17 protein-coding genes are annotated in these 20,157 nt (G+C 71.6%); 10 read left to right on the top strand and 7 right to left on the bottom strand.

The genetic code is table 11. The features are described 5' to 3' along the window. The first annotated feature begins 8 nt into the window (after positions 1-8). Genes ACIRU3_RS37610 through ACIRU3_RS37600 form a run of 3 tightly spaced genes read left to right on the top strand, consistent with a single transcriptional unit; the run spans position 9 to position 5,398 of the window. A complete protein-coding gene (locus ACIRU3_RS37610; RefSeq protein WP_404066472.1) occupies positions 9-1,811 on the top strand; it encodes an alpha-galactosidase D in 1,803 nt (600 codons plus the stop codon). A 12-nt stretch (positions 1,812-1,823) separates the two neighbouring features. Further along, positions 1,824-4,181 (top strand): glycosyl hydrolase family 95 catalytic domain-containing protein, encoded by a 2,358-nt coding sequence (locus ACIRU3_RS37605; protein ID WP_404066469.1) that lies wholly within the window; start codon positions 1,824-1,826, stop codon positions 4,179-4,181. Then, complete coding sequence (locus ACIRU3_RS37600; protein ID WP_404066467.1) at positions 4,178-5,398, top strand: SGNH/GDSL hydrolase family protein; 1,221 nt, start codon at positions 4,178-4,180, stop codon at positions 5,396-5,398. The genes ACIRU3_RS37605 and ACIRU3_RS37600 overlap by 4 nt, the downstream gene beginning before the upstream one ends. 93 nt (positions 5,399-5,491) lie before the next feature. Here the strand turns inward: ACIRU3_RS37600 and ACIRU3_RS37595 are convergent, their stop codons facing one another. From ACIRU3_RS37595 to ACIRU3_RS37580, 4 genes are all read right to left on the bottom strand, one after another. Then, positions 5,492-5,842, bottom strand: a complete 351-nt coding sequence (locus tag ACIRU3_RS37595) for a UBP-type zinc finger domain-containing protein (protein WP_404066464.1) — start codon at positions 5,840-5,842, stop codon at positions 5,492-5,494. After that, complete coding sequence (locus ACIRU3_RS37590) at positions 5,839-7,314, bottom strand: ATP-binding protein (RefSeq protein WP_404066461.1); 1,476 nt, start codon at positions 7,312-7,314, stop codon at positions 5,839-5,841. Before ACIRU3_RS37590 ends, ACIRU3_RS37595 begins: the two co-directional genes overlap by 4 nt. Further along, the gene (locus ACIRU3_RS37585) at positions 7,311-8,987 is read right to left on the bottom strand and encodes an FAD-dependent oxidoreductase (RefSeq protein ID WP_404066458.1); all 1,677 of its coding nucleotides are present in this window, start codon (positions 8,985-8,987) and stop codon (positions 7,311-7,313) included. The genes ACIRU3_RS37590 and ACIRU3_RS37585 overlap by 4 nt, the downstream gene beginning before the upstream one ends. A 122-nt stretch (positions 8,988-9,109) precedes the next feature. After that, a complete protein-coding gene (locus ACIRU3_RS37580; protein WP_404066455.1) occupies positions 9,110-9,463 on the bottom strand; it encodes a VOC family protein in 354 nt (117 codons plus the stop codon). A 56-nt stretch (positions 9,464-9,519) separates the two neighbouring features. Between ACIRU3_RS37580 and ACIRU3_RS37575 the strand changes: the two genes are divergently transcribed. Beyond that, a complete protein-coding gene (locus ACIRU3_RS37575) occupies positions 9,520-10,386 on the top strand; it encodes a universal stress protein (protein ID WP_404066453.1) in 867 nt (288 codons plus the stop codon). A gap of 1 nt (position 10,387) precedes the next feature. On the opposite strand, the gene ACIRU3_RS37570 is transcribed toward ACIRU3_RS37575, so the two are convergent. Then, positions 10,388-11,629, bottom strand: coding sequence for a DUF4032 domain-containing protein (locus ACIRU3_RS37570; protein ID WP_404066450.1), 1,242 nt, complete (start codon positions 11,627-11,629; stop codon positions 10,388-10,390). Between the two features lie 54 nt (positions 11,630-11,683). After that, positions 11,684-12,313, bottom strand: coding sequence for an alpha-ketoglutarate-dependent dioxygenase AlkB (locus tag ACIRU3_RS37565; protein ID WP_404066447.1), 630 nt, complete (start codon positions 12,311-12,313; stop codon positions 11,684-11,686). Positions 12,314-12,434: 121 nt separating this feature from the next. Between ACIRU3_RS37565 and ACIRU3_RS37560 the strand changes: the two genes are divergently transcribed. Both ACIRU3_RS37560 and ACIRU3_RS37555 read left to right on the top strand, forming a co-directional pair. Beyond that, positions 12,435-13,064 carry a TetR/AcrR family transcriptional regulator gene (locus tag ACIRU3_RS37560; RefSeq protein ID WP_404066444.1) on the top strand — a complete coding sequence of 210 codons (630 nt, stop codon included), beginning with the start codon at positions 12,435-12,437 and terminating at the stop codon, positions 13,062-13,064. Positions 13,065-13,092: 28 nt separating this feature from the next. Further along, complete coding sequence (locus ACIRU3_RS37555; protein ID WP_404066594.1) at positions 13,093-14,766, top strand: FAD-binding dehydrogenase; 1,674 nt, start codon at positions 13,093-13,095, stop codon at positions 14,764-14,766. A 36-nt stretch (positions 14,767-14,802) separates the two neighbouring features. Here ACIRU3_RS37555 and ACIRU3_RS37550 read toward each other — a convergent pair whose 3' ends face one another. Further along, positions 14,803-15,153: a DUF488 domain-containing protein gene (locus ACIRU3_RS37550; RefSeq protein WP_404066441.1), complete on the bottom strand. Its 351-nt coding sequence runs from the start codon at positions 15,151-15,153 to the stop codon at positions 14,803-14,805. 173 nt (positions 15,154-15,326) lie between these two features. On the opposite strand from ACIRU3_RS37550, the gene ACIRU3_RS37545 reads away from it, so the two are divergent. Genes ACIRU3_RS37545 through ACIRU3_RS37530 form a run of 4 tightly spaced genes read left to right on the top strand, consistent with a single transcriptional unit; the run spans position 15,327 to position 20,154 of the window. Next, positions 15,327-16,754: a M1 family metallopeptidase gene (locus ACIRU3_RS37545; protein WP_404066438.1), complete on the top strand. Its 1,428-nt coding sequence runs from the start codon at positions 15,327-15,329 to the stop codon at positions 16,752-16,754. A 42-nt stretch (positions 16,755-16,796) separates the two neighbouring features. Continuing rightward, positions 16,797-17,606, top strand: coding sequence for a hypothetical protein (locus tag ACIRU3_RS37540; protein WP_404066436.1), 810 nt, complete (start codon positions 16,797-16,799; stop codon positions 17,604-17,606). 20 nt (positions 17,607-17,626) lie between these two features. After that, entirely contained in the window at positions 17,627-18,331 is a 705-nt protein-coding gene (locus ACIRU3_RS37535) for a response regulator transcription factor (RefSeq protein WP_404066433.1), read from the top strand. Further along, positions 18,328-20,154 carry a sensor histidine kinase gene (locus ACIRU3_RS37530; RefSeq protein WP_404066430.1) on the top strand — a complete coding sequence of 609 codons (1,827 nt, stop codon included), beginning with the start codon at positions 18,328-18,330 and terminating at the stop codon, positions 20,152-20,154. The genes ACIRU3_RS37535 and ACIRU3_RS37530 overlap by 4 nt, the downstream gene beginning before the upstream one ends. Positions 20,155-20,157 lie beyond the last annotated feature (3 nt).

The raw sequence follows: 20,157 nt of genomic DNA, 5'->3' as shown, positions 1-20,157 counted from the left end.
TACGGCCCATGCGGTCACCCTCGTACTCCGTCCTGCCCGCACGCGGGCTCAGAGCCACCGTCGCCATGACCCTCACGGCGGGCCTCGCCACCATCGCCCCGGCCGCCGCCCACGCCGACACCTCGCCGGCCCTGGCCGCCAAGCCCTATATGGGATGGTCCAGTTGGAGCATGCAGTCGTCCAAGTACCCGGGCCTCAACCCCGACGGCGACTACAGCTACCTCACCGAGACGAACGTCCTGAAGCAGACCGATGCCCTGGCCGCCAAGCTGAAGACGTACGGGTACGAGTACGTCAACATCGACTCCGGGTGGTGGCGGGACAAGACCTGGAAGCCGCAATTCGACGCGTACGCGCGCCAGCAGGCCGACCCGGTCCGCTTCCCGCACGGCATGAAGGCGGTCGCCGACCACATCCACGCCAAGGGCCTCAAGGCCGGCATCTACCTGCCCGTCGGCCTGGAGAAGGAGGCCTACGGCGAGGGCAAGGCGCCGATCTGGCACGCCGACGGCTGCACCACCGCCGACATCGTCTACGGCGACCTGCGCACCACCAACGGCTGGGACAGCGCCTACAAGCTGGACTTCTCCAGACCCTGCACCCAGAAGTACGTGGACTCCCAGGCCCAGGCGCTCGCCGACTGGGGCTACGACTTCCTCAAGCTCGACGGCGTGGGCCCCGGCTCCTTCAAGAGCGGCGACAACTACGACAACGTTGCCGACGTGGCCGCCTTGCAGAAGGCGATAGCCGCCACCGGCCGGCCCGTCCACCTGGAGATCTCCTGGTCCCTGGACATCGGGCACGCCGCCGACTGGAAGAAGTACTCCAACGGCTGGCGCCTCGACACCGACGTCGAGTGCTACTGCAACACCCTCGTCAGCTGGGAGAACTCCGTCGACGACCGCTTCGACGACACCCCCGGCTGGACCAGGCACGCCGGCCCCGGCGGCTGGAACGACCTGGACTCCCTCGACGTCGGCAACGGCGCCATGGACGGCCTGACCAAGGCCGAGCGGCAGACCTACGCGACCCTGTGGGCCATCGCCAAGTCCCCGCTCTACACCGGCGACGACCTCACCAGGCTCGACGACTACGGCCTGAAGCTCCTCACCAACCGCGAGGTCATCGCCGTCAACCAGGGCGGCACCGAGCCCGCCCGGCCCCTCACCCCCTCCGACCCGCAGCAGGTGTGGGCCGCGAAGAACCCCGACGGCAGCTACACCGTCGCCCTCTTCAACCTCGCCGACGCCCCCGCCGCCGTCACCGCCGACTTCACCGCCCTCGGCTTCACCGGCAAGGGTGCCGTCCGCGACCTGTGGAACCACGAGAACCTGGGCTCCTACAAGAACAAGATCACCGAAGCGCTGCCCGCCCACGGCTCCCGCCTGTTCACCGTCACCCCGCACGGCAGCGCCCTGCACACCACCGGCCACGAGGCCGAGTCCGCCGGCAACACGCTCAGCGGCAACGCCTCCGTCGCCGACTGCTCCAGCTGCTCGGACGGCAAGAAGGTCGGCAACCTCTACCTCGGCGGCAAGCTCCGTTTCAACGACATCGTCGTCGACAAACCCGGCACCTATCTGATCAAGGTCGCCTACGTCAGCGGCGACGCCCGCTCGGTGAACATTTCCGCCAATTCCGGCAGCGGAGCGCGCCACAAGTTCCCCTCCACCGGCGACTGGGGAAGCGTAGAGACGGTGAATGTGCCCGTGACCTTGAAGGCGGGCGCCAACACACTCACCTTCGACAGTGGTTCGGACTACGCGCCGGACATCGACCGCATCGACGTCCCCTCCACCCCGCGCCAGTAATCGGAGCCCGCCATGGAGAATCCGCCCAGCAGACGCGGCTTCCTCGCGCTCGCCGCGGCCACCGGAGCCGTCGCCTCACTGCCCGCCTTCACCGCCACCGCCGCACCCCAGCGGCCCCTCGGCGCCCCCACCGCCACGACCTCCGCACGCGACCGGCTCTGGTGGCAGGCCCCGGCCGACGAGCACTCGATGATCGAACAGGGCCTGCCCGTCGGCAACGGCCGGCTCGGCGCCCTCGCCGGCAACGACCCGGGCCGCGAACTCCTCCTGATCACCGACGCCACCATGTGGACCGGCGGCCTCAACGACACCCTCGACTCCGACGGCCAGTTCCCCTACGGCCGTGAGGACTTCGGCTCCCTCACCCTGCTCGCCCGGCTCACCGTCGACCTCCCCGAGCACGACCTGGGTGCCGTCTCCGGCTACCGCCGCACCCTCGACCTCGCCCAGGGTGTGGTGACGACCTCGTACGTCCGCGCCGGAGTGACGTACCAGAGGCAGCTGTTCGCCAGCCGCCCCGACGACGCCGTGGTCCTGCACTTCACCCAGAACGGCGGCGGCCGCTACACCGGCACCCTGACCCTCGAAGGCACACACGGCGAGAAGGCGTCGAGCGCCACCTCCTTCGCGGGCTCCTTCCCCAACGGACTGCGGTACGGGGCGGCGGTCACCGCACAGGGCAGCGGCGGTACCGTCCGCGTCGACGGCACCCGCGTCACCTTCTCCGGATGCAGGGACCTGACCGTGGTGGTCAGCGGCGGCACCGACTACGCGCCCGACGCCTCCACCCACTACCGCAACCCCTCCCTCGACCCCGAGGCTCTCGCCCGCACCAAGGTCCGCGCCGCCGCCCGCCACTCGGCGGACACCCTCCTGCACACACACGTCGCCGACCACCAGGCCCTCTACGGCCGGTTCGACATCCAGCTCGGCGCCTCCTCCGCACACCAGCGCGCCCTGGACACCTGGGAGCGGATCAGGGCCCGCGCCCAGGACGGCACACCGGACCCCGAACTGGAGGCCGCCTACCTGCAGTTCGGCCGCTACCTGATGATTTCCGGGTCCCGCGGCAGCCTGCCGCTGGGCCTGCAGGGACTGTGGCTCGACGGGAACGACCCGGACTGGATGGGCGACTACCACACCGACATCAACATCCAGATGAACTACTGGATGGCCGACCGGGTGGGCCTGTCGCCCTGCTTCGACGCGCTCACCGACTACTGCGTGGCCCAGCTCCCCTCCTGGACCGACCTCACCAGCAGACTCTTCAACGACTCCCGCAACCGCTACCGCAACTCCAGCGGGAAGAACGCCGGCTGGACGGTCGCCATCTCCACCAACCCCTATGGTGGAGGGGGCTGGTGGTGGCACCCGGCCGGCAACGCCTGGCTGTGCAACTCCCTCTGGGAGCACTACGAGTTCACCGCATCGCGCGCCCACCTGAAGAAGATCTACCCACTGCTCAAGGGCGCCTGTGAATTCTGGGAGGCCCGGCTGCTCACCCACACCCTTCCGGGCACCTCGAAGGAGGTCCTCATCGCAGACAGTGACTGGTCACCGGAACAGGGCCCGCTCGACGCCAAGGGCATCACCTACGCACAGGAACTGGTCTGGGCGCTGTTCGGCAACTACCGCACTGCGGCAGCAGAGTTGGGGCGGGACCCCGGCTACGCCCGCACCATCGGCGCACTCCGTGAGCGCCTCTACCTGCCGGCCGTCAGCCCCAAGACGGGCTGGCTGGAGGAGTGGATGTCCCCCGACAACCTCGGCGAGACCACCCACCGGCACCTGTCCCCGCTCGTCGGCCTCTTCCCCGGCGACCGCATCCGCCCCGACGGCTCCACGCCCGCCGACACCGTCGCCGGCGCCACCGCCCTGCTCACCGCCCGCGGCATGGAGAGCTTCGGCTGGGCCAACGCCTGGCGCGCCCTGTGCTGGGCCCGGCTGAAGAACCCCGGCAAGGCCTACCAGCTGATCGTCAACAATCTCCGCCCGTCGACCGACGGCAGCAACGGCACCGCTCCCAACCTCTTCGACATCTACCAGGTCGAGCAGGGCCGGGGCATCTTCCAGATCGACGCCAACTTCGGCACCCCGGCCGCGGTGGTGGAAATGCTGCTGTACTCCCGCCCCGGCCACCTGGAGCTCCTGCCGGCCCTGCCGGACGCCTGGGCCGCCTCCGGCTCGCTCAGCGGCGCCGGGGCCCGCGGCGGCTTCGTCGTCGACCTGCACTGGCGGGACGGGAAACCCACCGAGGTGCGGATCCGCAGCGTCGGCGGCACCATGACCTCCGTGGGATACGCAGGCATGTCCCGGACGGTCCGCCTCAAGCCCGGCGGGTCCGTCACGCTGAAGGACCTCGCACGATGACCGGCCGGCTCGGGCGCGCCCTCCGGATCGCCGCCGTCCTGCTGGTGCCCGTAGCCTGCCAGTCCGCGCCCGCCCAGGCCGCCCACCGGCCGCCCGAGGCCACCACTCGGGGCTCCGGGGTCGTCACCTGGGCGGCCAGTGCCGACCGCCTGGGCGAGGGCACCGCCGACCGCGGCTACCGGCTCGTCGTGCACACCAGCGTCGGAGGCAGCGACCTGCGCGTGCGCCTCTCCAACGCCTTCGGCGACCGCCCCCTGACCCTGGACAGCGTCTACGCCGGCCTGCAGAGCCAGGGCGCGGCACTGGAACCGGGCACCAACCGGCAGCTGACCTTCGGCGGAGCCCGCACGGTCACCGTCCCCGCGGGCGCCGTCGTGTGGAGCGATCCACTGCCCGCCAGGATCCCCGCCGCCGCGAACCTGGTCGTCAGCCTCCACACCCCGGGCCCGGTGGGCTCTGCCACCGGCCACGGGATGGCGATGCAGACGTCGTATCTGGCCCAGGGCGACCACACCGCCGAGGACTCGGCGGCCAACTGGACGCAGCCGGCCGGCTCCTGGTGGTATCTCGACGCCGTCTCCGTACGCCCGCCCGGCAGCGCCACCGGCGCCGTGGCGGCCCTCGGCGACTCCGTCACCGACGGCTGGCAGTCCACCACCGACCTCAACCGGCGCTGGCCCGACTACCTCGCCCGACGCCTCAGCACCGCAGGTACGGCCGTAAAGGGTGTGGCCAACGAGGGGATCTCCGGCAACAAGGTCCTCGCGGACGGCGCCGGGCAGAGCGCCCTCAACCGGCTGGACCGGGACGTCCTCTCCCAGCCCGGTGTGCGCACCGTCTTCCTCTTCGAGGGGGTGAACGACCTCAAGGCGCACACCGGCGTCACCGTGACGGACCTGATCGCCGGATACCGGGAGATCGTGCGGCGAGCGCACGCGGCCGGGAAGTGCGTGGCCGTCGCGACCGTCGGCCCGTTCAAGGGCTGGTCCGAATGGGACCCGGCCGCCGAGGCCGTACGCCAGGGCGTCAACCGGTTCATCCGCACCAGCGGGGAGTTCGACGCGGTCACCGACTTCGACAGCACCCTGCGCAGTCCCTACGACCCCGAACGGATCCTGCCCTTCTTCGACAACGGCGACCATCTGCACCCCAACGACAAAGGCATGCAGGCCCTGGCCGACACCGTCGACCTGGGCAGCCTCGACTGCACACGCTGACACCCCGGGCCGGCCGGGTCACCCGGACCCGGTCGGCTCCGGTGCGATCAGCCACTGCGGCAGTCCACCGCCGGCGCCCGTGACCGGGACGGATCAGCGCAGGGTCTCGGCCCAGTTCGCCGGCACCCGCCCCGCCGGACCCGGCGTCGGCTGGTCGGCGGGATGGCTCGCCGGGTCCGCCAGCTCGGGTCCGGACGCGTACATCTCGTTCGTGTCGAAGTTCCAGAACCAGCGCTCGCCCGGCTCGAAGCTGCGGATCACCGGATGCCCGGTGTCCCGGTAGTGCGCGGTGGCGTGCTTGGCGGGGGAGTCGTCGCAGCAGCCGATGTGTCCGCACATCGCGCACCGGCGCAGGTGGAACCACCAGCCGCCCACCTCGTCGCACTCCACACACCCGGTGCCGCTCGGAGGAACGCTCGGGTCGATCGCTGCCTCGCCGCTCATGGGGCCTCCTCGGGAGTCGTCGGAGCGGACGTCTCGTCCGGTGTCTCGCCGTTCAGCGGCAGCAGCACCTGGAAACGGGTGTCGCCGGGCGCGGACTCGACCTGCAGGGTGCCGTGGTGCTTGTTGACCACGATCCGCCAGGAGATGTCCAGACCGAGACCGGTGCCCTCGCCGACCGGTTTGGTGGTGAAGAACGGGTCGAAGATGCGGCTCCTGATCTCCGGCGGGACTCCGGGCCCGGTGTCCCGGAACTCGACCAGGACCCGCTCATGGTCCAGTGCGGTCCGCACCGTCAACGTACCTTCCCCGCCTGCGCTGTTGATGGCGGACACCGCGTTGTCGACGAGGTTGGTCCACACCTGGTTCAGCTCCGCCGGATAGCCGGGCACCTGCGGCAGCGTACGGTCGTACTTCTTGACGACCTCGATGCGCGGACCGATCTTGGCCGACAGCATCAGCAGCGTGCTGTCCAGGAGTTCGTGCACGTCCACCACCCGGTAGGGCGCCCGGTCCAGCTGCGAGTACTGCTTGGCCGCGTCGACGAGGTGCGAGATACGGGTGGTGGAGTCCTCGATCTCGTTCATCAACAGCTCGGTCTCGATGGTGTAGTTGAGCCAGCCGATCGCCCCGGGCAGGATCTCCTCGTCCACGGCCGCCGCGACCTGCTCCAGCCAGTCGGTGTCGAGCCCGGCCTGCACGAAGGTGGGGGACAGGTGCCAGCCGTAGTCGATGCCGTGGTCCTCCAGCCACTCGGTGAGCGTGTCCTCCCGGTCGGAGGCCTCCAGAGGGCTGAGCACCGGAGCCTTGGCGACCCGCTCGGCGGTGCGCTCCTGGATCTCGATCAGGCTCGCCAGCGCGTCCCGGGAGAAGGGGCCTTCGGCGATCACGGCGAGCTTGTGGCGCATCTTCGCGACCCGTTCCCGCAGGGTCGAGGTGGCCCGGACGGCGGCAGCGGCGGGGTTGTTCAGTTCATGCGTGAGCCCGGCGGACAACGAGCCGAGCGCCAGCAGCCGTTCCCGCTGCCCGATGGCGGCCTGGGTGCTCTTCGAGCCGAAGAAGAGGCCCTCCAGCAGATGCACGGCCATCGGGAACCACTCGCTCATGACGGCCGCGAAGGTGTCCGCCGGCAGCACGAAGAACCGCGTCGGCTCCGTCACCCGCATCGAGTTGTTGTACACCTGCCGTACCCGGTCCCCGAGGTACGACTGCATGGCGCCCGCGTACACCCCGCGCTGCGAGGTCCTGATGACCTCCACGTCGTCGCCGCCGACCTGTCGCGAGAGCACCACTGTGCCCTCGATCATCACGAAGAAGCAGGTGGCGGGGTCCCCCTCGGTGTACACCGGGCCGGGCTGGAACACCTCCACCCGGCCTTCGCTGCACAGCCGCCCGAGCTGCTCGGGCGTCAGCTTCTCGAAGAGGAACAGCGAGCCGACCTCCCTGGGGCTGCACGGCACCGGCTGCCCGCTCATGACTGCTCCAAGTACCGATGGACGAGCATGACGGCCATGGCTCCCTCTCCGACGGCGGACGCGACACGTTTGGCTGACTCGGCGCGCGCGTCACCCGCCACGAACACGCCGGGAATGCTGGTCTCCAGGTGGTACGGCGGCCGGTCCAGCTCCCAGCCCGCCGGCGGCCGCCCGTCGGCGGTCAGATCGGGCCCGGCCAGGATGAAGCCGCGCTCGTCGCGCAGCACCGTCTCGCCCAGCCAGTCGGTCAGCGGAGCCGCGCCGATGAACACGAACATCCACTGCGCGTCGACCTCTTCACTGTCACCGGTCGCCACCTGGCGCAGCGTCAGCCGCTCCAGGCGCTCGGAGCCGTGCGCCGCGTCGACCACCGTGTGACTGCGCACCGAGATGTTCGGGGCCTCGTTGATCTGCTGGATCAGGTAGTACGACATCGACGCCGACAGGTCGGTGCCGCGCACCAGCAGGGTCACCGACTTGGCGAACCTGGACAGGTACATCGCGGCCTGTCCCGCCGAGTTGGCGCCGCCGACGATGTACACGTCGTGCCCCTGGCAGGCGGACGCCTCGGTCAGCGCGGAGCCGTAGAACACCCCGCAGCCGGTCAGATCGGTACAGCCCTGCGCCTCCAGCTGCCGGTACTGCACACCCGTCGCCAGGATGATGCTGTGCGCCGCGATCGCCGATCCGTCCGCGAACCGTACGACACGGGCCGCCCCGTTGATCTCCAGGCCCGTCACCTCACGCGTGGTCAGGATCTCGGCGCCGAACCTGGCCGCCTGCCGGCGTGCCCGGCTGGTGAGCTGGGCGCCGGAGACACCGTCGGGGAAGCCGAGGTAGTTCTCGATCCGGGAGCTCTGCCCGGCCTGCCCGCCGGTCGCCGACCGCTCCACGAGCACGGTCCTGAGCCCCTCCGAGGCCCCGTACACGGCGGCGCCGAGCCCGGCCGGGCCGCCGCCGATCACCACGAGGTCGTAGAAGTCGGCCGTCGGTGTCGTCGCCAGACCGACCCGTGCCGCCAGCTCAGGCGCCTCGGGCTCGATCAGGACCTTACAGTCCGGGGTGATCACCAGGGGCAGCCGCTGCCCGTCCTGACCGGCCGCGGCCAGCAGCCGCTGACCCTCCGGCTCCTCCACCGAGTACCAGCGGTAGGGCACCTGATTGCGGGCCAGGAACTCGCGTACCGCAGAGGACCGGGCCGACCAGCGGTGGCCCACGACCTTGGTGCTGGGCACGCTCCTGTAGGCGCTGGTGCGCCACGACTCCAGGAGGTCGTCCAGCACCGGATAGAGCTTCTCCTCCGGCGGGTCCCACGGCTTGAGCAGGTAGTGGTCCAGGTCCACGACATTGATCGCGTCGATCGCCGCGTTGGTGTCCGCGTACGCGGTCAGCAGCACCCGGCGCGCGCCCGGGTACACGTCCAGGGCCTGCTCCAGGAACTCGATGCCGTTCATCTGCGGCATCCGGTAGTCGGCGAGAATCACGGCCACCAGGTCCCCGCGCAGCTTCAGCTCGCGCAGTGCCTCCAGCGCGGACTCCCCGGACTCGGCGCGCACGATCCGGTGCGACTCGCCGTAGCGCCGCCTGAGGTCCCGGGCGACGGCACGGGAGACTCCCGGGTCGTCGTCCACGGTCAGGATGACGGTCCGCGCTGTGTCGGCGGCCTGTGGCATGCCTCTCCCACCCCGAGCGATCGAGTCCACGGGACGGTGCCGCTGGGTCCACCGCACCGGTTCCCGCCCATCGTATGTTCGATCGCACGGGTTCGCTCCGGTATGCGGCAGCGACCGGAATCTCAGCCCTGACGCTCGCCGAGCACGCAGAATTCGTTGCCCTCGGGATCCGCGAGCACCACCCATGGCTGCTCGCCCTGCCCGACGTCCGCGTGCCGGGCGCCCAGGGAGAGCAGCCGGGCCACCTCGGCCGCCTGGTCGTCCGGCCGGAAGTCGAGGTGCAGACGGTTCTTGGCCGTCTTCTTCTCGGGTACCGGTACGAAGAGCAGCCCGGGCAGGCGGTCCGGAGCGGGCCGGATCTCGTACTCGTCGGAGGCGTCGTGGATCACCACCCAGCCGAGCGCCTCGGCCCACCAGCGGCCCTGGGCCACCGGGTCGGCCGCCTCGACGATCACCTGTTCCCATTCCAAGGACATGCCCGCAGCGTAGTGAAGACTGGCCCGCAGACGCCGCGGAACGAGGAGGCCCACGCATGACACGCCCGATCACGGCTGGGGTGGACAGCACCCAGGAGAGTCTGGCCGCGCTGGACTGGGCGGGCCGGGAGGCCGTCCGCAGGGGACTGCCGCTGCGCGTGCTGCATGCGTGGCACTTCCACGAGGGTGTGGGCGCTGCCGACCGGGACACGCAGCACGGCTGGGTGTCGGACGGGGTGGCGGATGCCGTGGGCGCCGTCCGCGCGCGGCACCCGGAGCTCCCGGTGAGCGTCGACGTGGTCGAGGGCGGGGCCGTGGAGGCGCTGGTCGCCGCGGCGGCCGATGCCGAGATGCTGGTCCTCGGCTCGCGGGGGCACGGCCCGGTGGTCGGTTTCCTGCTGGGATCCGTCGGCCGGCAGGTGATCGCCGAGGTGACCCGGCCCGTGGTTCTGGTGCGGGCCGGTGATCAGCCGGTGGGAGAGGCGGCCGGGCGGGACGTCGTCGTCGGTCAGCAGGGCGGTCCGGAGGACAGCGCGGCCGTGCTGCGGTTCGCGTTCGAGACAGCTGCCGCCCGGGGCGCCACCGTCCGGGCCGTGCGGGCCTGGACGCTGCCGCCGGTCTTCGCCTACAGCCCCGGTTCGCTGAAGCTCCTGGACGACGCAGGCGGTCTCGAACCGTACGAGAAGAAAGCCCTGGCCGAGGCGCTTCAGCCGTGGCGGGACCGCTTCCCGCAGGTGCGTGTGGCCGAGCACGTCGAGATGGGCAGCGCGGGACAGGTCCTGCTGTCGGTGTCCGGACGCGCCCAGCTGATGGTCGTCGGACGGCGGGCGCACCGGACGGCGGTGGGCGCCCGGATCGGCTCGGTCGCGCACGGCGTGCTGCACCACGCCGGGTGCCCGGTGGCCGTGGTGCCGCACGAGTGATCTAGGGCCGGTCCGGCGTCGTCGGCTCCAGGGTCGTACGGGCCTTGGGCAGGACGTTGGCGATGTAGTCCTCGACGGCGGTGTCCAGGCCCATGTCCTGCTGGGCCTGCTCGGACAGGTACCAGCGGTGTTCGAGCAGCTCGTGGTAGATCTCGGCGGGGTCCATGGAGCCGCGCAGCGCGAGCGGTACCGCGCGGACGGTGGGCCGGAACACGTCCCGCACCCAGCGGTGGGCGAGCACCTCGGGACGGGCGGCGAGGGGGTCGCCGGGCACGTAGTCGTCCTGGGTGGCCATCCAGCTCTCCAGGTCGTTGAGCAGCCGCCTGGCCTGGTTCTCCTCCGTGTCGAGGCCGGTCAGCCGCAGCAGCTGGCGCTGGTGGTGGCCCGCGTCGACGACCTTGGGCACGAAGGTGACCGTGTCGCCGCCCGCCGAGTGCTCGATCTGCATCTCGGCCACGTCGAAGCCGAGGTCGTTGAGGCGGCGTATCCGGCGCTCGATGTAGTGGTACTTGCCCGCCGGGTACACGGAGGTGCGGGTCAGTTCCTGCCAGAGGCCGGCATAGCGCGTGCAGATCTCGTGGCCGAACTCGACGGGGTCGACGGACGGGTGCAGCGCGCCCGAGGCCTCCAGATCCAGCAGCTCGCCGCTGATGTTCACCCGGGCCAGATCGAGGTCGTACTCCCGCTGCCCGGGGCTGAGCCGGGGGTGCAGGTCGCCCGTCTCGGCGTCCACCAGGTAGGCGGCGTAGGCGCCCGCGTCCCGGCGGAACAGCGTGTTGGACAGCGAGCAGTCGCCCCAGGCGAACCCGGCCAGATGCAGCCGCACCAGCAGCACCGCGAGGGCGTCCATCAAGCGGTGCATGGTCGCCGGGCGCATGGTCGTCTCGAACATCGAGCGGTACGGCTGCGAGCCGCCCAGATGCCGGGTGACCAGCACCGGTTCCAGCGGGGCGCCGGCACTGTCCGAGCGGCCGGTGATCACCGCGAGGGGGTCGACGGCGGGGATGCCCAGCCGGTCCAGGTCGCGCAGCAGCCCGTACTCGCGCAGTGCGGGCCGTTCGGCCAGTTCCTTGACGGCGATCACCTCGTCGCCGGCGCGCGCGTAGCGCACGACGTGCCGGGAGATGCCCCGGGGGAGCGGTACGAGGTACTCCTGCGGCCACTCCTCCAGGGGCACGTCCCAGGGCAGTTCGAGCAGGAGCGCGGGGTGCTCCGGGTTCGTGGCGCTGATCTGCAAGGCCATGGGACGAACCTTAAGGCCCGGCCGGACGGCAGGGGGGCGCCGCGAAGAGGTCGGTCACTGCACGCCGTGCGGCCGGAACTGGATGCTGATGCGTGGTCCCGTCGCCCGGGCGGTCTTGGGCACGCAGTGCTCCCAGGTGCGCTGGCAGGACCCGCCCATCACGATGAGGTCGCCGTGTCCGAGCGGCCGCCGGACCGTCGTGCCGCCGCCTCCTGCCGGCCGCAGCAGCAGGTCCCGGGGCTCTCCCACGGAGAGGATCGCGACCATCGTGTCCTCGCGGGCGCCCCGCCCGATCCGGTCGCCGTGCCAGGCGACGCTGTCCCGGCCGTCGCGGTAGAAGCACAGCCCGGCGGTGCTGAACGGCTCGCCCAGCTCCTCGGCGTAGTGGGCGGACAGGTCCGAGCGGGCCTCGTCGAGCACGCGGTGCGGCAGCGGGTCGTGCGCCTTGTAGAAGGCGAGCAGGCGCGGTACGGCCACCACGTTGTCGTACATCTTGCGGCGCTCCGCCCGCCACGGAACCTCGACCGCCAGCTGCTCGAACAGGGCGTCGGCGCCGCTGAGCCAGCCCGGCAGCACATCGATCCAGGCGCCCGCGCCCAGCTCGGTCCGGTGCAGCCCGTGCAGGGAAGCGAGCCGAAGCTCGTCGGTCTGGTCGAACAGGGAGCCCTGGAGGTGCGTGGACATGGGCCCAGAGTACTCCTGAATCGAAAATACGTTCCCTTCTTATGTCTCGTGTGCGGGGTGACGAGCCCTTTCGATACATCGATGTATCGGATACATTCGCGTATCGAACGGAGGTCTCACGATGGTGGAGGAGACGGCCCGGCGCGTCACCCGGCGGCGGGCCCGGACGCGGGCCAACCTGCTCGACGCCGCCTTCGCGGTGTTCGCGGCCAAGGGCTTCGGCCGCGTCTCCATCGAGGAGGTCTGCGAGGCCGCCGGCTACAGCCGCGGCGCCTTCTACTCCAACTTCGCCACCCTGGACGAGCTCTTCTTCGCCCTCTACCGGGAGCGCGCCGACCTCATCGCCTCCCAGGTGGCCGACGCCCTCGCCCAGGACGGACCGGACCTCGACGTGCCCGCCTCCGTGGACCGGGTCACCGAGGTCCTGCTGCTCGACGTGGACTGGCTGCTGGTGAAGACCGACTTCCTGGTGCACGCGGCCCGCGAACCGGCCGTCGCACAGGCCCTCCTCGACCACCGCACCCGGCTCCGGGAGGCCATCGCCGACCGGCTCTTCCGGGCCCGGGGCCACACCGAACTGCCCGCCGTGCTCGGCGACGCCGACGGCGCCGCCCGCGCGGTGGTCGCGGCCTACGACGGCGTCACCACCCAGCTGCTGCTGGACCGGGACGTCGACGCCGCCCGCGGCTGGCTCAAACAACTGCTCACCGCCCTGCTGACCGACGGCAGCGGCACCCCCGAAGTGTCGTAGACGGAAGGACACAGACGCCATGGCCGCCATCGATGCGGACGTCATCGTCGTCGGAGCGGGCCTCGCCGGCCTGGTCGCGGCGCACGAACTCACCAGCCGGGGCCGGCGGGTCGCCCTGGTCGACCAGGAGAACGCGGCCAACCTCGGCGGCCAGGCGTTCTGGTCCTTCGGCGGGCTCTTCCTCGTCGACTCGCCCGAGCAGCGGCGCCTCGGCATCAAGGACTCCTTCGACCTCGCCTGGAACGACTGGCGCGGCAGCGCGCAGTTCGACCGGCTGGCGGACGAGGACTCCTGGGCGGTGCGCTGGGCGCGCGCCTATGTGGAGTTCGCGGCCGGCGAGAAGCGCTCCTGGCTGGAGGGGCACGGCATCACGCTGCTGCCGACCGTCGGCTGGGCGGAGCGCGGCGACCTGCGCGCCGACGGGCACGGCAACTCCGTGCCCCGCTTCCACATCGCCTGGGGCACCGGCACCGGCGTGGTCGAGCCCTTCGTCGGATACGCCCGGCAGGCCGCCCGGGACGGGCTGCTCACCTTCCACCACCGCCACCGGGTGGACGAGCTGGTCATCGAGGAGGGCACGGCGCGCGGAGTACGCGGCACCGTCCTCGCCGACGACGACTCGCCGCGCGGCGTGGCCTCCAGCCGTGAGCGCCTCGGCGACTTCGAACTCACCGCCCAGGCCGTGATCGTCACCACCGGCGGCATCGGCGCCGACCACGACATCGTCCGCCGCTACTGGCCCGAGCGGCTCGGCACACCCCCCGCCCGGATGGTCACCGGCGTCCCCGCCTACGTCGACGGCCGGATGCTCGACATCAGCGCCGAGGCGGGCGTGCGTCTGGTCAACCGGGACCGGATGTGGCACTACACCGAGGGCCTGCAGAACTGGAACCCCGTCTGGCCCGGCCACGGCATCCGCATCCTGCCCGGACCGTCCTCCGTCTGGCTCGACGCCCTCGGCCGCCGGCTGCCCGACCCCTGCCTGCCCGGCTACGACACCCTGAACACCCTCAGGCATCTGCGCACCACCGAGGACATCGCCGGGTACGACCACTCCTGGTTCGTACTCACCCGGAAGATCATCGAGAAGGAATTCGCGCTCTCCGGCTCCGAGCAGAACCCCGACATCACGGCGAAGGACCGCAAGGCCGTGCTGCGCGACCGGCTGCTCGGCAAGGGCGCACCCGCACCGGTCAAGGCGTTCCTCGACAAGGGCGCGGACTTCGTCACCGCGAACACCCTGGAACAGCTGGTCGAGAAGATGAACGGCCTCACGGACAAGCCCCTGCTGGACGCGGCCGAGGTGCGCCGCCAGATCGAGGCCCGCGACCTGCAGATCGCCAACCCGTACAGCAAGGACTCCCAGGTCCAGGGCATCCGCAACGCCCGCCGCTTCATCGGCGACCGCCTCGGCCGGGTCGCCGGCCCGCACCGCATCCTGGACCCGGCCGCGGGCCCCCTGATCGGCGTCCGGATGCACGTCCTGACCCGCAAGACCCTCGGCGGCATCCAGACCGACCTCGACTCCCGCGCTCTCGGCGCCGACGGCAGCCCCCTCGACGGCCTGTACGCGGCGGGCGAGGTGGCCGGCTTCGGCGGCGGCGGCGTCCATGGCTACAACGCCCTGGAGGGCACCTTCCTCGGCGGTTGTCTGTTCTCGGGCCGGGCGGCGGGCCGGGCGGCGGCGAAGCAGACGGGGTGAACCGGGCCGGGCGGCAGTGCGGCGGATGTCCCGAGATCAGTCCTTCAGCAGCTCCGCCAGCACCGTGACATGGCTCTCGCCGGCGGCCTTGGACGCCGTGAGCAGGGTCACCGGGCCGCCGCGCACCGACTTCCGGAGGCCGTCGAGGAGTTCGGCGGCCTCCGGAGCGGCGAGCTCCGCCTCGTAGCGGCGCCGGAACTCCTCGTACGAGCCCTCGCCCGCGTGGTACCAGCGCCGCAGCTCCGTCGAGGGCGTGAGCGACTTGGGCCACTCGTCGATCTTCGCCGCGTCCTTGGCCAGGCCCCGCGGCCACAGCCGGTCCACCAGCACCCGCAGGCCGTCGTCGGGCTCCGGCGGTTCGTAGATCCGGCGTACGCGCACGCTCACGGTCGGGCTCCCTCGGGTCGCGGACGGGTTCCGCGAGCGTACTTCGGCCGCCCCGTGCCAGCACGCGGCAACGCGGCGTGACTTGACCTGAATGAGGGGGAAACCGCGACACCCACGGCCCTAGTCTGTGGGCGAAACGATCAACGCCACCCCCCTCGCCCCAAGGAGCGCCCATGACGGCCCCCCGCAGACCCGCCACAGGACGACGTACCGCGATCCTCCGCCGGGAGGCGGTCCTCGCCACCGTCCCGGTCGCCGTGGCGGCGCTGCTCGGGGCCGCGGGACCGGCGGCGGCCGGCACGCAGGGCACGTCCGGTGCGGGCGACCCCTACTTCCCGCTCAGCGGCAACGGCGGCTACCACGTCAAGCACTACGATCTGACGCTCCGCTACGACACCGGCTCCCGGCACCTCGACGGCAAGGCGGTCCTGACCGCCCGGGCCACCCAGAAGCTCACCCGTTTCGACCTCGACCTCAAGGGCCTGAAGGTCACCGGTGTGAAGGTCGACGGCAGCGCCGCCGGATTCCGCCGCAGCGGCCAGGAACTCGTCGTCACCCCGCGCCACACCCTGCACAAGGACCAGGAGTTCCGCGTCACCGTCACCTACAGCGGGACCCCGAAGCAGGTCACCGACCCGGACGGCTCCGCCGACGGCTGGATCCGCACCGACGACGGGGCCTTCGTCGCCGGCGAACCCCAGGGCGCGATGACCTGGTTCCCGGCGAACAACCACCCCAAGGACAAGTCGTCGTACGACTTCACGATCACGGTCCCGAAGGGACGTATCGCCGTCGCCAACGGCGTCCTGCGCGGGCAGCACACCGCGAACGGCCGCACCACCTTCCGCTGGCACCAGGCCGAGCCGATGGCCGCCTACCTGGCCACCGCCACGGTCGGCAAGTTCAAGGTCGAGCAGTACACCACCCGTGACGGCATACAGGTCTACAACGCCGTGGATGCCCGTGAGGCCCGCGCGGCCGCGCCCGTGCTGAAGAAGCTGCCCTCCGTCCTGGACTGGGAGAGCAAGCTGTTCGGGCCGTACCCGTTCCGCGCCGCCGGCTCGATCGTCGACCATGCGCCGAACGTCGGCTACGCCCTGGAGACCCAGAGCCGGGCCGTCTACGACTCGGCACCCGACGTGAGCACCCTGGTCCACGAGAACGCCCACCAGTGGTTCGGCGACTCCGTCTCGCTGACCTCCTGGAAGGACATCTGGCTCAACGAGGGCTTCGCGACCTACGCCGAGTGGCTGTACAGCGAGCAGCACGGCGGCGACAGCGCCCAGAAGAGCTTCGACGCCCTCTACGACCGCCCGGCGAGCGACCACCTGTGGGCCTTCCCGCCCGGTGACCCGGGCAGCGGCGAGAACATCTTCGACACGCCCGTCTACGCCCGTGGCGCGATGACCCTGCACGAGCTGCGCAAGGCCGTCGGCGACCGGGACTTCTTCCGCATCCTGCGCGCGTGGGCCACCGAGCACCGGGCCGGGCACGGTACGACGGCCCAGTTCGTGAAGCTCGCCGAGTGCGTGTCCGGAAAGGACCTGGGCGGGCTGTTCCACACCTGGCTCTACGCACAGGGAAAGCCCGGCAAGGCCTGAGAACCTGACAGGTTCCACACATGTGTCGGCCAGGGTCGACCCATGATCCGTCGCAGAACCGCCGTCGCTCTCCTCGCCTCCCCGCTGCTGCTCACCGGCTGCGGCGGCGGAGCCGAGGCGACGGAGCTCCGGCGCACCACCGCGGCGCGCCCGGCGCCGACGGTCACCCCCACCGCCCAGCCCGATGCGACGGCCACCCCCACGTCAGGGCCCGTGGCCGAGTCGGCACCCCAGCGGATACCCGGCCTCGGGCCCGAGACCCATGCCGCGATCCCGGACCGCTCCCGGCACGTCGTCGTGGTCACCGGGCGCGGCCGGAACTCTCCGCGCTCCGCGGTCGTGCTGCACGAGCGCACCGCCGTCGGCCGGCGGGCGGGCGCCGCGTGGCCCGCCCGCCCCCACTCTCGGCTCTGCCCGACCGGGGGTGCCCCCATCGCGCTGCGCGGCTGGAGCTCTCACCACATGGCCGGAGACCTGCGCTCCCCGGTCGGTGTCTACACCCTCAGCGACGCCGACGGCCCGCTGTCCGACCCGGGCGGCAGACTCCCTTACCACCGGTCCACCGGGTTCCGCTCGCCCGGCACCGGCTTCGAGGGCGAACCTCTCGCGGGGTCCTTCGACCACGTCGTCGCCATCGACGACAAGCGTCGGCCGGGCGTCTCGCCCCTGGACCGGACACGTCCCATCGGCCTCGGCCGGGGCGGTGGGGTCCGGCTGCACGTCGACCACGGCGGTCCCACCCACGGCTGCGTCAGCATCGCCGAGGCCCGTACGACAGAACTCCCGCGCACCCTCGATCCGGACCGGCATCCGGTGGTCGTCATGGGGTACGCCGACCGGCTCGCCGCCTGAGCCGCCTAGGATCCGAACTCGTGTGCGCACATGTACTGGTCGCCGAGGACGACGAGAAGCAGGCCGAACTGATCCGCCGCTCCCTGCTGGCCGAGGGGCACACCGCCACGGTGGTGCACGACGGCGCGGCCGCGCTCGACGCGGCCCGGCGGCTGAGACCCGACCTCGTCGTGCTCGATCTGATGCTTCCGGTGATCGACGGCTTCGGTGTGTGCCGGGTGCTGCGCGGCGGCGAGGACCCGGAGATCCCCGTGGTGATGCTCACCGCCCGCGCCGCCGAGGACGACGTGCTGCTCGGCCTGGAACTGGGCGCCGACGACTACATGACCAAGCCCTACAGCCCGCGCGAGCTGATGGCCCGGATCCGCACGGTGCTACGGCGCAGCGCGCGCGGCGTGAATGTCCGGGACGAGGATCCTGCCGTACGGGCCGCGGGGATCAGCGTCGACCCCGTACGGCACGAGGTGCGCTGCGACGGGAAACCGGTGGAGTGCACGCCGGCCGAGTTCCAGATCCTGCTGGCCATGTCGGGGGAGCCGGACCGGGTGTTCACCCGGCGGCAGCTGCTGCAGTGCACGCGAGGCTTCGACCGGGCCTCCACCGAGCGGGCCGTCGACGTGCACATCATGAACCTGCGCCGGAAGATCGAGGCCGACCCGCGGCGGCCGGTGCGCCTGGTCACCGTGTTCGGCGTCGGCTACAAGCTGAGCGGCGGCCGGCCGTGAAGCGCCGGATACCGCTGCGCAAACGGCTGCTCGTCCGGCTGCTGTCCGTCTCGGCGCTGATCGCCGTCTGCTCGGTGGCGGCCACCGCCTGGCTCGCCGTGACGACCACTACCAGCGCCCTGAAGGAGGAGCAGGGCCAGGACCTCGCCGCCGACAACAGCATCCTCGCCGAGCTCAGCGGGTACGCCGCCGAACACCCGGACTGGGCGGGTGTCCAGCGCACCGTGCGTGACCTGGCCGCCCGGACCGGCCGGCGCATCGCGCTGACCACCGCCGACCGCACCTTCGTCGCCGACTCCGCGCCGCGCGGCACCCCGCTGCCGCCCCGGCCCGCCGCCACCGTCGACCCCCTGCGCACCGACACCTACACCGACACCGGGGCCCAGCTCAGCGGCATCGACCCGAGGGCGGTGGGCCCGTACCGGATCACGACCGCGGAGCAGAAGCGGCTGGACGCGCTGGCCGACAGGCGCAAGCAGTGCTACGAGCGTTTCGGCGCCGACACCACGGTCGTCCGGAGCCCGAGCGGCCGCCCCGTACTCCGCAGCCCAGGGGACAGCGACTCCTACGTCGCGGAACAGTGCGCGGACGGTCAGCTCACGATGCCCGTGCCGACGGAAGAGCGGGCCCTGACCGAGCTTTCGGAGCTGGCCCGCCCCTGTCTGAAACACGCGGGCATGGATCTCGCCGGGCCGCTGTTCCTCACCTTCGATCCCGGCAACAGAGATCCCCTGGCCGGCGGCTACCTGATCTCGAAGTACGTCAAGGCGGACAGCGCCAAGTTCGAGCAGGCGGCGCAGCGCTGTGTACTGAGCGCCCGCCGCGCCCAGCTGGAGCCCTATGTCGCCCCGGTCGCCGAGCTGTTCCTCGGCATCGGGGACCAGAACCCCTCCCGCTTCGACATGTCCCCGGCCAACAAGGCCAAGGTGATCGGCGTGGCCGGACTGGTCCTCGCCGTCACCGTCGCCGCGGGCGCCGTCGTCGCCGTCCGGCTCGTACGACCGCTGCGCGCGCTGACCGAGGCCGCGCAGCAGCCGCCCGAACTGCATGTGCGGGTGCCGGTGACCACCCGGGACGAGACCGGCATCCTCGCGGAGGCGTTCAACGACCTGACCGAGCGCCGCGAGCGCCTGGAGGCCCAGCGCAAGGCGATGGTCAGCGACATCGCCCACGAACTGCGCAGCCCGCTCACCAACATCCGCGGCTGGCTGGAGGTCGTCCGCGACGGCGTCGTCGACCCGGATCCGGCCCTGCTGGCCTCCCTGCACGAGGAGTCGCTGGTCCTGCAGCGGATCATCGACGACCTGCAGGACCTCGCGGCCGCCGACGCGGGCACGCTGCGCCTGCACCGCGAGCCGCTGCGCGCCGGCGACCTGCTCGACCAGGTCGCCGCCGCCCACCGGGTGGCCGCCGACGCCGCCGGGGTGGCCCTGCGCACCGAGGCCGACGGCACCGCCTGGCTGGAGGCGGATCCCGTGCGCATGCGGCAGGCGCTCGGGAATCTTGTCTCCAACGCGCTGCGGCACACCCCCGCCGACGGCACGGTCACGCTGGCCGCGTGCCGGGACGGCGAGGAGGTCGTCCTCACCGTCACCGACACCGGCGCGGGCATCGCGTCCGAGGACCTGCCGCATGTCTTCGACCGGTTCTGGCGTGCCGAGAAGTCCCGCAGCCGCCGCACCGGCGGCAGCGGCCTCGGTCTGCCGATCGTCCGCCATCTCGTCGCCGCCCATGGCGGCACTGCAACGGCGGCGAGCGAGCCGGACACGGGCGCGGTGTTCACCCTCCGGCTGCCCGCGGCCGCACCGCCGGCCGACGGGTGAGGA

The sequence above is a fragment of the Streptomyces sp. NPDC101151 genome (genome assembly GCF_044768335.1).
Taxonomy (GTDB): Bacteria; Actinomycetota; Actinomycetes; order Streptomycetales; family Streptomycetaceae; genus Streptomyces.
This window is presented reverse-complemented; position numbering and strand designations above follow the sequence as displayed.

Bases quoted from the DNA above. Each gene is read 5' to 3' on its own strand.
- ACIRU3_RS37610 (WP_404066472.1), top strand. From the start codon at position 9: ATGCGGTCACCCTCGTACTCCGTCCTGCCCGCACGCGGGCTCAGAGCC.
- ACIRU3_RS37605 (WP_404066469.1), top strand. From the start codon at position 1,824: ATGGAGAATCCGCCCAGCAGACGCGGCTTCCTCGCGCTCGCCGCGGCC.
- ACIRU3_RS37600 (WP_404066467.1), top strand. From the start codon at position 4,178: ATGACCGGCCGGCTCGGGCGCGCCCTCCGGATCGCCGCCGTCCTGCTG.
- ACIRU3_RS37595 (WP_404066464.1), bottom strand. From the start codon at position 5,842: ATGAGCGGCGAGGCAGCGATCGACCCGAGCGTTCCTCCGAGCGGCACC.
- ACIRU3_RS37590 (WP_404066461.1), bottom strand. From the start codon at position 7,314: ATGAGCGGGCAGCCGGTGCCGTGCAGCCCCAGGGAGGTCGGCTCGCTG.
- ACIRU3_RS37585 (WP_404066458.1), bottom strand. From the start codon at position 8,987: ATGCCACAGGCCGCCGACACAGCGCGGACCGTCATCCTGACCGTGGAC.
- ACIRU3_RS37580 (WP_404066455.1), bottom strand. From the start codon at position 9,463: ATGTCCTTGGAATGGGAACAGGTGATCGTCGAGGCGGCCGACCCGGTG.
- ACIRU3_RS37575 (WP_404066453.1), top strand. From the start codon at position 9,520: ATGACACGCCCGATCACGGCTGGGGTGGACAGCACCCAGGAGAGTCTG.
- ACIRU3_RS37570 (WP_404066450.1), bottom strand. From the start codon at position 11,629: ATGGCCTTGCAGATCAGCGCCACGAACCCGGAGCACCCCGCGCTCCTG.
- ACIRU3_RS37565 (WP_404066447.1), bottom strand. From the start codon at position 12,313: ATGTCCACGCACCTCCAGGGCTCCCTGTTCGACCAGACCGACGAGCTT.
- ACIRU3_RS37560 (WP_404066444.1), top strand. From the start codon at position 12,435: ATGGTGGAGGAGACGGCCCGGCGCGTCACCCGGCGGCGGGCCCGGACG.
- ACIRU3_RS37545 (WP_404066438.1), top strand. From the start codon at position 15,327: ATGACGGCCCCCCGCAGACCCGCCACAGGACGACGTACCGCGATCCTC.
- ACIRU3_RS37540 (WP_404066436.1), top strand. From the start codon at position 16,797: ATGATCCGTCGCAGAACCGCCGTCGCTCTCCTCGCCTCCCCGCTGCTG.